Consider the following 12,557-nt stretch of genomic DNA (forward strand, 5'->3'; position numbering starts at 1 on the left):
AGGAGATGAGGATATGAATGTAGCATTTATAACATCTGAAATGTTTCCTTTTTCAAAAACAGGCGGTCTAGCTGACATTGCTTACTTTTTGCCAAAAGGACTTCAAAAACTTGGTGTTAAAATATCTGTTTTTACACCGTATTACGCAAATTTAAAATCAGTTAAACATGAGAATATGACTTTTATTGGTGAGAGAAACATTCAAATGGGTGGTATTCAAACTGTGTTTAACTATTATAAATATGATTTTGAAGGTGTAGATGTCATATTTATACAAAATATGCATTATTTTGAACGAGATCGATTTTATGGCTTTAATGATGATGCAGAGCGATTTACTTCATTTTCATTTGCTGTTTTAGAAGGGTTAGAACTGCTAGATTCCATACCAGATTTATTACATATTAATGACTGGCAAACTGGTATGATTCCATATTTGCTTGAAAAACACTATAAATGGAAATTAAACTATACAAAAATAAGAACTTTGTTAACGATTCACAACATGGAGTACCAAGGAAATTTTGATACATATGTTGCAAGATTCTTTAATCATGATTTTGATTATGAATATATTCATTTTGATCGAGTTAATTTCTTAAAAGCGGGAATACTTAAAGCAGATCGAATTAATACTGTTTCACCAACATATAAAGAAGAAATATTAACAAGATCATTTGGATTTTCATTAGATGGTATTCTAGACTTTAGGCGAACAGATTTAACTGGTATCTTAAACGGTATTGATTCAGAAACATTTGATCCAACTAAAGATAATTTTATTGAAAAATATTCAGTATCTAATGTAAGAGAAGGCAAACTAGCCAATAAGATGAAAGTCTACAAACAATTTGGTTTAGGTGATGAATACGATGTACCATTTGTTGTCTATATTGGGCGTTATGCAAATCAAAAAGGACTTTGGATGATTAAGGATGTATTATTTGAACTGGCGAATTATTCAAATGCTAAATTCTTTTTCTTGGGCTCTGGAGACCCAGTATATGAAAATTTCTTTAAAGTTATGACAGATAAATTTCCAGGTAAAATAGGAAATTACATTGGGTATAATGAAAAACTTGCACATGAATTATATGCGGCTAGCGATATATTCTTAATGCCTAGTGAATTTGAACCATGTGGATTAGGTCAAATGATTTCAATGAAATATGGTTCATTACCAGTTGTTAGAGAGACTGGTGGTCTAAAAGATACTGTGATTCCATATAATAAATATACAAATCAAGGTACAGGCTTTAGTTTTAGAAACCTGTCATCAATAGAATTTAAAGAAAAAGTGTTTGAAGCACTCAGTTTATTTAAAGAACAACCAAAAACATGGGATAAACTTGTTTCTCAAGCGATGAAAAAAGATTATTCATTGGAAAAAATGGCATCGAACTATAAAAATTTATATAAAGATATTATCGGGGGATAAATATGGAAACTTTAGCACTTATACTAGCTGGTGGCAAGGGAACAAGATTAGATCTTTTATCCAATAGACGCAGTAAGCCGGCCATGCCTTTTGCAGGTAAATATCGTATTATTGATTTTGCTTTATCAAATTGTAGTCAATCAGGTATTTATGATATTGCTATACTTACGCAATATTTACCATTATCATTAAATGAACATATTGGTTCAGGTAAACCTTGGGATTTAGATAGAAATAATTCAGGTGTCACCTTACTTCAACCACATGCTATGTGGTATAACGGAACAGCTGATGCGGTATCTAAAAATATGGAATTTATTAAGAAAAAAGCACCAAAATATGTTCTCATTTTATCTGGTGACCATATTTATAAGATGGATTATCGAAAAATGATTCAATCACATAAAGCTACTGGTGCAAAACTAACGATTGCATGTCAAGAAGTAGACCCAAAAGAAGTGTCAAGATTTGGTATCATGTCAGTCAATCGTGCCGATGAAATTCTAGATTTTGAAGAGAAACCAAAAGAATCAAAAAGTAATCTTGCAAGTATGGGGATATACTTATTTGATATTGATTTACTTGAGTATGTTATTTCACAAATAAAAGAAGATGATCTAGATTTCGGCAAACATATCATTCCATATCTCATTAAGAATACATCTAAAATGGTTTATGCCTTTAAATTTAATGATTATTGGCAAGATGTTGGAACATATGATTCATATTTAGAAACAAATCTAGATATGATAAAATCATATACTCAACTTGATTTATACGATCCTAGCTGGAAAGTATTTACTAAGTCTGAAGAAAAACCACCTGTTAAGATTTATGGTAATGCTAAAATTGAAAATGCCCTACTTTCAAATGGATGTGTCATTGAAGGAACAGTTATAAACTCTGTCTTATCACCAGGTGTTAGAGTTGGGAAAGGATCGGTCGTGAAAGATTCAATTATATTAAATGATACGATCATTTCTGAAAATGTGACAATCAATAAGTGTATTATTGATAAACACGTAGTTGTTGGTCGAGATTCACACTTAGGATTTGGTGATGATTTTACACCAAATATTGAGAAACCAGATTTATTAACATCTGGTATTACAGTAGTTGAAAAGTCAGCAATTATTCCGGCAAATACTAAAATTGGAAGAAATTGTAGAATATTTAGAACCGCTAAATATACATCAAATAATATTCCAAGTGGTTCAACTTTAAAATAACATTTAAATAAAAATACTCCTGATTTGGAGTATTTTTTTATGCATAGTCAGTTAAAATGATTTTTCTATGTTTACTAAATATAAACACAGTATACAAATGGTAAACATATTATTTGAGCGTTTTCTCTAAACTTTTTATATTTAATTTCTTCATTTGAAAGATTTCAGTGAACATTTTATTAAGTGAATTTAAATCGTTTCTCATTGTTGCATCATGGAGTAAACGAGGAACGATTTGCCAGGATAATCCAGCTGCATCTTTTAACCATCCACAAGCCTCATTTTCAGGAAAAGCAGACAGTTTCCAATAGTAATCAATTTCTTTTTGGTTATCACAAATAACCATAAAAGAAAATGCTTCGGTAAAAGGTAAATCACTACCGATTTCACAACTTAAAATGGGAATTCCAAATAAATTAAATTCTAATTTTTGAATTTGGTCATTTAATTCAATACGTTCAATAACTTTTAAATCTTTAAAAGTATCTTTATATATACTCATGTAAACATCTAGTTGGTTTTGATACATAACAAATGGTTTGACTATATTCTCATTAGTTAAGCCTAGATGCCAAGTTAAATTAAATTTATCTCTAACTTTACCGAATGTTCTTTCACCATATTTTGCAAATGGAACGATGATGTTTCCGCCATCACTAAGTTTAGCAAAAATAAGTGATAGTTTATCAAAACTAGACATCTCATTTTTATCCAAACCGTAGAATAATCCAGTATTTTCATAAAGCTTAAATGGACCATTCCCGATGATCATAATTTTTAAGTTCTGTAATTTAAAGTAAATAACAGTTGATTCATAAGACTCACCTTCGTGTAACAATTGTTTAAGCAATAATTCATATTCATTAAAAATACTTTCATAAAATGCATTAACTTCGTTAACATCCTTCTCATACCAAATAGAAGTAATAAACTTATCCATAATTCACCCCTTGTTTCATATAACCTCATTATATGACTGATAGATAAACAGATGTTATGATTTGCAAGATGATTCCATTTCGAAACAAAGAAAAAAAGGTGCTTCCCAGAGTGAGCACCTTTTGTTTAAATATAATTTATTAAGCTTTTGGAAGCATTTGCCATAGAGTTACGAAATCAGTAGCAGTGATTGTTACACCAGCAACGCTATCAAAGTCACCATTTTCATTAACTTCTGGTAAATTTTGATTCTTAACTAAGTATTCACCAGCTAACTTAGCTTGTTCATCGTATTCTTTTTGACCTGAAACAACTGACATACCATATGATAAGCCTAATTCATTCTTAGTCTTAAATAATGTTGGATTAGCAGAAGTATAAGGAGCAATTACTGAAAGTTTAACTGCTGGAGTTTCAGGATTGTTGTCGATGTCAACTTCTTGTTTAACAATCTTACCTTGTTCATTAAATTGAACTCTGTAACCGTAGAATACGTTGTTGTAATATGCCATTACAATTCTACCGTTAACAACCACAAAACTACCGAATGTGTAAGCATCCCAAACACCAGTTGATCTAACTGTTTCAGTTTGTGGATCCCAATAGTTTACTGAAGCATGTTCTTCACCATTAGCTTTTAATGTTTTGAAGTAATAACCGTCTTTATATTCACCTTTTTCAACTGGGTCAGAAGCTAATGCTTTTTCAACTAAAGCATAGAAATCTGAAGAATCAATTGATGCACCAGCAGGAACAGGGATTCTATCATTAACATCTTGAGTTTGGATTAATTTATCAATTAATAACTCAGCTTGTTCATGCCACCATAGGCCATCGTTTCTCATGTTGTAGATATGTTCCACTGAAGCTTGGTATTTATCCATACCCTTATATGTAGCATTTGCATCACCTTGGATGTTAAATGCATTCCATTCTACATCGACAATTTTGTCGCCTTCTTTTTCAACTACGACCCAATAAACCCATGATGAGTCTTGGTTGAACTCGTTCATCGCAAAGTAATATGTCTTCTCTGCTGCACCACATGCACTTAAAAGGAGCATGCTAATGACTGCGAACATCATTAAAAAAACTTTTTTCATATACTATATTTTCCTCCGTATTTTTTCTAGTATCGTGCTTTACGACTACATTATATATAGAATAATTTGTGTTGTCAAAGAAAGTTATAAAAGAAAATGAAAATTGTGTGAAAATTCTATCATTGTTTACAACAGTTATGATATGATACAATAGTATCGATTATGAAAGGTATGAAAAAGATTGAAATACTCATCACTTAATGAACGTCAAAAATACATAAGAAACTTCTCAATTATTGCCCACATCGACCACGGAAAGTCAACACTAGCTGACCGTATTTTAGAAATGACATCATCTGTTCAAAAAAGAGACATGAAAGAACAAATGTTGGACTCGATGGAATTGGAAAGAGAACGCGGTATTACTATTAAATTAAACGCTGTTCAATTAACCTATAAGGCAAAAGATGGACAAGAATATATCCTACACTTAATCGACACTCCGGGACACGTCGATTTTACTTATGAAGTTTCAAGATCTTTAGCAGCTTGTGAAGGCGCAATTTTAGTTGTCGATGCAGCTCAAGGTATACAAGCACAAACACTTGCTAATGTCTATTTAGCATTAGATAATGATTTGGAAATTATTCCTGTACTAAATAAAATTGATTTACCATCAGCAGAACCAGAAAAAGTTAGACATGAAATAGAAGAAGTCATCGGTATTGATGCATCAGATGCAGTAAAAGCATCTGGGAAATCAGGGTTAGGTGTTGATGAAATTCTAGAAAGAATCGTAAAACATGTTCCTGCTCCAGAAGGTGATGAAAATGCACCGCTTCAAGCCTTAATTTTTGATTCATTCTTCGATGCTTACCGTGGTGTTATTCCAACAGTTAGAGTCATCAACGGATCTATTAAAAAAGGTGATATGATTGAATTCATGGCCACAAATGCGAAATTTGAAGTTGTTGAAGTTGGGGTTTATACACCTAGTCAAAAAGTTGTTGATGTTTTAGGGCCAGGAGATGTAGGTTACTTAACTGCAGCGATTAAAACAATCGGAGATGTACGTGTCGGTGATACGATTACTCATGCAAATAAAAAGGCAGCCAATCAATTACCGGGTTATAGAACTTTAAATCCGGTTGTATTCTGCGGATTCTATCCAATTGACCCAGATCAATACGAAGATTTAAAAGAAGCATTAGAAAAATTAAAATTAAATGATGCATCACTTGTATTTGAACCAGAATCTTCACAAGCACTAGGTTTTGGATTTAGATCAGGTTTCTTAGGTCTTCTACACATGGATATCATCCAAGAAAGAATCTTAAGAGAGTTTAATATCGACTTAATTGCCACAGCTCCATCGGTTATTTATCATGTATATATGACAGATGGTAATATGGTTTTAGTAGACAATCCAAGTCTTTTACCAGATGTACAAAAAATTGAAAAAATTGAAGAACCATATGTTAAAGCTACCATTATGTGTCCAAAAGACTACGTTGGTGCAGTAATGGATATTTGTCAAAAGAAACGTGGAACATTTGGTGATATGACATATATTGATCAAACACGTGTCATGTTAACTTATCACTTACCACTTGCAGAAATCGTATATGATTTCTTTGATAAATTAAAATCTACTACAAAAGGTTATGCGTCATTTGACTACGAGCTTGCAGGCTATCGCCCATCAGAACTACGCAAGATGGATATTCTATTAAATGGCGATGTTGTGGATGCTCTATCTGTAATCGTTCATAGAGATTTTGCATACTCACGTGGTAAAGCAATTGTAGAAAAACTTAAAACATTAATTCCTCGTCAAATGTTTGAGATTCCAGTTCAAGCAGCACTTGGTGGTAAAATCATCGCAAGAGAAACAATTAAAGCATTACGTAAAGACGTTTTAGCTAAATGTTATGGTGGTGATATCTCACGTAAGAAGAAGCTTCTTGAGAAACAAAAAGAAGGTAAAAAACGTATGAAAACCTTCGGTCGTGTTGAAATTCCTCAAACTGCATTTATGGCAATTCTTTCAAACGAAGATTAACCCATATTTCACACACATTAACACAGTGATATTTCTTGACATGAATGCGCTTACATGATATCATGATTATGGAATGATAAATATGTCATTTCAGGAGATTTAATATGAAAGTAAAATCATTTATGATTGAACTTAATATTGACTCAATGGTTGTAGACGCAGGTGCTACAAGATTTTCTTATAATATTAAAAAAACAAGGGCATAGTATATCTATACCCTTTTTTATTGCTAAAAGGAGATAAGGAAAGTGACAAACATTACACAAACTGAATCTAAGCATAATGTATATGAAGTAAAGGTGAAAGGTACCAAGAAAGGCCTTGGTAAATCAATCACAGTGAATGAAGATAAAGTTATCGATGAACTACTAGAAATACTTACACAGGAAAAAGATAAATAAATACACATAAGCTGAAACAAATCAGCTTTCTCTCTCTTCTAAAGAGGTGTCCATTGTTGGCTGGATACCTCTTATTTTTTGGTATAATAAAAGGAGAGGTTAGCTACTATGAAAGGTTTATACATCCATATCCCATTTTGTGAGTACATCTGTCACTATTGTGACTTTGTTAAGCGTGTACCCAAAGACCAAAATATGGTTGATACATATTTAATAAGGTTAAGGGATGAAATACAAACATATCAAAAACACTTTGATTCAATTGAAACTATTTACATTGGTGGTGGTACACCTTCGATGTTAACTGTTGATCAATTGACTTACCTTTTTGACTCGCTAAAAGCAATCAATCCTATTGAGTTTTCAATTGAAGTCAATCCAGAAAGTTATTCATATGAAAAAGGTGAAGTCTTTAAAAAGTATGGTGTAAACCGTGTCTCACTAGGTGTTCAAAGTTTTGATGATAAGATTTTAGCTTATATGAATAGAGGTCATAAGGCTGAACAAGTTGAAGATATCATTAGACATTTAAAATCAATTGGCATTAAAGATATTTCGATTGATTTAATATTTGCGATACCTGGTCAAACCATGGATCATATTACTTACGATTTAGAGAAGTATATGTCCTTAGATATCGATCATATTTCTTATTATTCACTTATTTTAGAAGATAAGACATATTTTTACCATCAGTACTTAAAAGGTAATTTTAAGCCAATGGATGAAGATATTGAAGCTGAAATGTATCACTACATTATTGAGTATTTAGAGTCCCATGGTTATGAACAATATGAAGTAAGTAACTTTGCTAGAAATGGTAAATATTCACTTCATAATTCAATTTATTGGTCATTAGGTGAATATATTGGAGTTGGTATGGGAGCCCATGGATTTATCGATGGAAATCGTACGTATAATGAACGTGGTATGAGTCAATATTTAGACCACTTTACAAAAGAAAAGGTGCTTCAAACCAAACAAGATTTACTTCAAGATGACTTAATCTTTGGTCTTCGTATGACTAAAGGTGTTGATATAGCGAGAATCGAAAATGAATACGGTATCCATTTATTTGAAGCATATCCACAAATTAAGGATAAGATTGAGTTAGGTTTATTAAGAGTTGTGAACAATCATCTACAATTAACGAAAGAGGGTATGATGCTTGGAAACCAAGTCTTCATGTTATTCATATGAAATATATAATAAATGATTTTATTTATTTTCTAAATCATGAAAAAGGATTATCGAAAAATACACAACAAGCTTACCTAACAGATATTGAAGGATACCAAGCTTTCTTAGAAAAATATCATAAGATTACTAAGGTTGATAAAATTGAAAGAAAGCATTTAGAAGCATATTTAAAGAGCCTAAAGAATAAAGGTTTAAGTGCTAAATCAATGGCACGAAAATTGACATCTATTAAAGCTTTTCATCAGTTTTTATTAGATGAAAAAGAAGTTGATACGAATATTGCACTCAGAGTTGAAAGACCGAAAATTGAAAAGAGTTTACCTTCAGTCTTAAGTATAGATGAAGTTGGTAAACTATTAGAAGTTGTTGATAAGTCAACACCACTTGGCCTAAGAAATACTGCACTATTAGAACTCATTTATGGCTCAGGCTTAAGAGTATCAGAATTACTGGATATTCAAACCTCAGACATTCATATGGCTCAAGCATATGTGGTAGTAACTGGTAAGGGCTCTAAAGAACGTATGGTACCAATCTCTGACATGGCTGTTATAGCAATTAGAAACTATTTAACAGATGGCAGAGATGCTTTATTAAAAAAACCATCAACTTATTTATTCTTGAATTTAAATGGTGAAAAATTAAGCCGTGTTGGGTTTTTCAAGGTATTAAAGAAATTAGCAACTGATGCCAATTTAAATCCTGAGGCAATTAGTCCTCATACCTTAAGACACTCATTTGCAACACACTTATTAGAAGGCGGAATGGATCTTAGAAGCATACAAAACTTATTGGGACATGAGGATATTTCTACCACTCAAATATACACTCATATTTCCCAAAAACGATTAAAAGAAGAATATGAAAAAACTCATCCAAGAGCAAGAAAGGACTAACTATGAGATTTAAAAGAATATTCGTAATAGTTATGGATTCAGTTGGAATTGGTTATCAACATGATGCTGATAAATTCTTTAATGCTGGACATAATGATATAGGTTCAAATACCCTAGGTCATATTGCAGAACGATATGATTTAAAGGTTCCTAATTTAGAACGATTAGGACTTGGAAATATTGCACTATTAAGAGGTGTGAAACCACAAGAAAAGCTATCTACATTTGTAACAAAAATGGAAGAAGCTAGTAATGGAAAAGACACTATGACAGGGCACTGGGAGATGATGGGATTATACATTACAACACCTTTCCAAACCTTCACTGATACTGGTTTTCCTAAAGAATTAATTGACTTATTAGAAGCAAGAACTGGTCGTAAAGTGGTTGGTAATATTTCAGCAAGTGGTACTGAAATTATTAAGGACTTTGGCGAGCACCATATGAAGACAGGAGACTTAATTGTCTACACTTCAGCAGACTCAGTTTTACAAATTGCAATGCATGAAGAAGTGATACCAATTGAAGAACAATACCGCATTTGCGAGATTGCTCGTGATATCACAATGAAACCTGAATGGAAGGTTGGACGCGTTATCGCTAGACCGTTCTTAGGGACTAATAAAGATGACTTTAAACGTACCTCTAACAGACACGATTATGCCTTAAAACCAAGTGATAAAACTGCCTTAAATTTCCTTGATGAAAAAGGGTTAGATGTCATTGCTTTAGGTAAGATAAATGACATCTTTGATGGCTATGGAATTAACAAATATGCTAAGACAGTTTCTAATGATGATGGTATGCTAAAAATCACTGAATGGAGTAAAAAAGACTTCACAGGATTGGTGTTCTTAAACCTAGTAGATTTTGATGCTTTATATGGACATAGACGTGATGTAGAGGGGTATGCAAAAGCAATTGAAGCGTTTGATTCTCAACTGCCTGATTTACTAAAAAACCTTAAAGCGGATGACCTGTTAATGATTACTGCTGACCATGGAAACGACCCTACATTCTATGGTACAGATCATACTAGAGAACATGTTCCGCTTATCCTTTACTCACCTCAATTTAAAGAGGGTAAACTCATCGATGTTAGAAAAACATTTGCTGACATTGGACAAACAATTGCTGATAATTTTGGAACAGAATTACCTAAACATGGTAAATCATTCCTGGATAAAATTAAGTAGTATAGTTTAATAAAGATAAACAAAGGTGCGATTGCTCGCACCTTTTTTAATGTTCAAAATATTTAAATAAATCGGTTTTATCTTGGGCTGATTCAAGAGCAAGCATAAGAAGAATTCTAGCTTTCTGAGATGGTAAATTTCCACTAAATAAACAACCTAATTGTTTAAGGTGATATCCTCCACCAGTATATGCGTATGTATCAAAAACTCTTCCTTTTGGACAACGAGAAGTTATCACAACAGAAATACCATTTTTGATTGCACGTTCAATACCAGGTACCATCATTGGAGGTACATTTCCACGACCTAAAGCTTCAATAACAATGCCGTCAACTTTTTGATCAACTAAGAAATTGAGTACTAAATCATCAACACCGGTAGCGGATTTAATTATATCGACCCTTTTTGTAAGTTTAGTAATTGTAAAATTAGGTTTAGTATAATTATTCGCTCTATAGAAGAAAACTCTTGATGAATCTACAACACCAAGTGGTCCAAACTCTAATGATTTGAAAGTATCTAAAGCAACCGTATGAGTTTTGGTAACTTCACGAGCTGCATTAATTTCATCATTCATTACAAGAAGTACACCACGGTTTTTTGATTGATCATCTGCAGCAACTAAAATAGATGAGACAACATTTGAAAGACCATCATATCCAAGTTCTGATAGGTTACGCATAGCACCAGTGAATACAATTGGAGTTTCCATTTTGAAATAGAGATCTAAGAAGTAAGCAGACTCTTCAATAGTATCTGTACCATGTGTAATGACGATTCCATCATAATTTGTATGTTTAGTTTCATGCTCAATTAGTTTACAAATGTTAAACATATTTTGAGGCGTCATATAAGGGCTTGGGTAATAGGAATGCTCGATGAATTTAATTTCGATCTCTTTAAACACATCATTCAATGCTGACTGTAATTGAGTATTTCCTGATGACATAACAGATTTCATTGTATGCTCATCATTGACCATAGCGATTGTGCCGCCAGTAAATATAACTAGTATTTTCTTGTTTTTCATAATATCACCTATAAATATTATACCAATAACGCATCACTAGAGAAATCGAAAAGTTTAGCAAAATAAATATACTCATTTCATGTGATTTTAGATAGAAAGGGTATTATCAACCGACGGAAGCCCGAAATTTATCAATTAATAGTTATCAACTTTTCCACACAAAACCCATTGACCGCACCACTAGGCTCACATTGGATGGTTAACATAATATACATTATCGGCACAAATATAAGAATCAAAGTATACTTCTACAACAAATAAAAGGGTATATTAAATGTGTAATGATTATGATTAATGTGAGTAAAAGCATACATTTTGTACACTAAATACTATCACAATGATTGGATGATGGTTTTTAATTATTTAGAGAGAAGGAAATTAGCGTTTGAGACTGCTTTTATCGAGTGAATATATGTCTCATACGCTCAGAGCTTTAAAATTGATATTATTAAACTTTGTAGGTATGGATCTTCCATTGATTGTGGATTTCGCTTCTACTTCTTTTACCTGGTATACATGTCTTAAAAAGTAAGTTCGATACTTTAGTGTTTGGAAAAATCATGTTACGTTTTGAGCGATCGAGAATTTAAAAGTTGTATGTTTCATCATTTGGATTTGTCTCCATAATTTGATTTCTTACTTTTATCGTAGTAAAATTTATTTTCTCTAATTATCAAGTAGTTTAAATTTAATAAACTCACCATGCATTAAATCAAAAATCCTATGTTTATCAATATTAAACATAGTATAGATATAGTAAACATACATTTTTACATAATTAAAATAAAAAGATGCACCATGAGTGTGCATCTTAATTATTTAGTATCAATTTCTATATATGATTACTTGTTGTTTTTCATTGATTGCATTACTGCACGAACTTGTTTCTCAGATGGTGTTCTTCCCATTTGTCTGAACATTTCTCTGATTTGGTTCTCATTGATTGGAGGGTTCTTCTCTAACATCTTTTGGAAAACTTTTCTTGAGATGAAGAATCCAGCGATACCACCAACTAATAATGCTACTACAAGTCCTACTATAAATACCCATAAATCTACTGGCATGATTTTCTACTCCTTTTAAGTGTCATCATAATTTTACTTTAAATGTTTCTTAATTACAA

At 32.1% G+C, this 12,557-nt stretch carries 11 protein-coding genes; 7 read left to right on the plus strand and 4 right to left on the minus strand.

Features of this window, described 5'->3' with window-relative positions; all coding sequences use genetic code 11:
- Nucleotides 1-13 precede the first annotated feature (13 nt).
- Both PG914_RS04980 and PG914_RS04985 read left to right on the plus strand, forming a co-directional pair.
- Nucleotides 14-1,438, plus strand: coding sequence for a glycogen synthase (locus PG914_RS04980; protein WP_488822609.1), 1,425 nt, complete (start codon nt 14-16; stop codon nt 1,436-1,438).
- A 2-nt stretch (nt 1,439-1,440) separates the two neighbouring features.
- On the plus strand, nt 1,441-2,667 hold the full coding sequence (locus PG914_RS04985; protein WP_488822610.1) for a glucose-1-phosphate adenylyltransferase: 1,227 nt from the start codon (nt 1,441-1,443) through the stop codon (nt 2,665-2,667).
- A gap of 109 nt (nt 2,668-2,776) precedes the next feature.
- Here PG914_RS04985 and PG914_RS04990 read toward each other — a convergent pair whose 3' ends face one another.
- Complete coding sequence (locus PG914_RS04990) at nt 2,777-3,607, minus strand: VOC family protein (protein ID WP_488822611.1); 831 nt, start codon at nt 3,605-3,607, stop codon at nt 2,777-2,779.
- 139 nt (nt 3,608-3,746) lie between these two features.
- On the minus strand, nt 3,747-4,709 hold the full coding sequence (locus PG914_RS04995; RefSeq protein ID WP_488822612.1) for a hypothetical protein: 963 nt from the start codon (nt 4,707-4,709) through the stop codon (nt 3,747-3,749).
- A gap of 181 nt (nt 4,710-4,890) precedes the next feature.
- Here PG914_RS04995 and lepA point away from each other — a divergent pair, with 181 nt between their 5' ends.
- The 5 genes from lepA (at nt 4,891) to deoB (ending at nt 10,404) form a co-directional block, all read left to right on the plus strand.
- The gene (lepA, locus tag PG914_RS05000; RefSeq protein WP_488822613.1) at nt 4,891-6,711 is read left to right on the plus strand and encodes a translation elongation factor 4; all 1,821 of its coding nucleotides are present in this window, start codon (nt 4,891-4,893) and stop codon (nt 6,709-6,711) included.
- 248 nt (nt 6,712-6,959) lie between these two features.
- The gene (locus tag PG914_RS05005) at nt 6,960-7,112 is read left to right on the plus strand and encodes a hypothetical protein (protein WP_488822614.1); all 153 of its coding nucleotides are present in this window, start codon (nt 6,960-6,962) and stop codon (nt 7,110-7,112) included.
- Between the two features lie 108 nt (nt 7,113-7,220).
- Nucleotides 7,221-8,312: a radical SAM family heme chaperone HemW gene (gene hemW / locus PG914_RS05010; protein ID WP_488822615.1), complete on the plus strand. Its 1,092-nt coding sequence runs from the start codon at nt 7,221-7,223 to the stop codon at nt 8,310-8,312.
- A complete protein-coding gene (xerD, locus tag PG914_RS05015) occupies nt 8,309-9,208 on the plus strand; it encodes a site-specific tyrosine recombinase XerD (RefSeq protein WP_488822616.1) in 900 nt (299 codons plus the stop codon). The genes hemW and xerD overlap by 4 nt, the downstream gene beginning before the upstream one ends.
- Before the next feature lie 2 nt (nt 9,209-9,210).
- A complete protein-coding gene (gene deoB, locus PG914_RS05020) occupies nt 9,211-10,404 on the plus strand; it encodes a phosphopentomutase (protein WP_488822617.1) in 1,194 nt (397 codons plus the stop codon).
- Between the two features lie 46 nt (nt 10,405-10,450).
- Here deoB and PG914_RS05025 read toward each other — a convergent pair whose 3' ends face one another.
- The gene (locus PG914_RS05025) at nt 10,451-11,434 is read right to left on the minus strand and encodes an asparaginase (RefSeq protein ID WP_488822618.1); all 984 of its coding nucleotides are present in this window, start codon (nt 11,432-11,434) and stop codon (nt 10,451-10,453) included.
- 842 nt (nt 11,435-12,276) lie between these two features.
- Nucleotides 12,277-12,498: a YneF family protein gene (locus PG914_RS05030; protein ID WP_488822619.1), complete on the minus strand. Its 222-nt coding sequence runs from the start codon at nt 12,496-12,498 to the stop codon at nt 12,277-12,279.
- Between the last annotated feature and the right edge of the window lie 59 nt (nt 12,499-12,557).

It is taken from the genome of Acholeplasma sp. ORD1043 (assembly GCF_057808485.1).

Coding starts and splice junctions, on each gene's coding strand:
- PG914_RS05025 (WP_488822618.1), bottom strand. CDS start 11,434: ATGAAAAACAAGAAAATACTAGTTATATTTACTGGCGGCACAATCGCT.
- deoB (WP_488822617.1), top strand. CDS start 9,211: ATGAGATTTAAAAGAATATTCGTAATAGTTATGGATTCAGTTGGAATT.
- hemW (WP_488822615.1), top strand. CDS start 7,221: ATGAAAGGTTTATACATCCATATCCCATTTTGTGAGTACATCTGTCAC.
- PG914_RS04990 (WP_488822611.1), bottom strand. CDS start 3,607: ATGGATAAGTTTATTACTTCTATTTGGTATGAGAAGGATGTTAACGAA.
- PG914_RS05030 (WP_488822619.1), bottom strand. CDS start 12,498: ATGCCAGTAGATTTATGGGTATTTATAGTAGGACTTGTAGTAGCATTA.
- xerD (WP_488822616.1), top strand. CDS start 8,309: ATGAAATATATAATAAATGATTTTATTTATTTTCTAAATCATGAAAAA.
- PG914_RS04985 (WP_488822610.1), top strand. CDS start 1,441: ATGGAAACTTTAGCACTTATACTAGCTGGTGGCAAGGGAACAAGATTA.
- PG914_RS04980 (WP_488822609.1), top strand. CDS start 14: ATGAATGTAGCATTTATAACATCTGAAATGTTTCCTTTTTCAAAAACA.
- PG914_RS04995 (WP_488822612.1), bottom strand. CDS start 4,709: ATGAAAAAAGTTTTTTTAATGATGTTCGCAGTCATTAGCATGCTCCTT.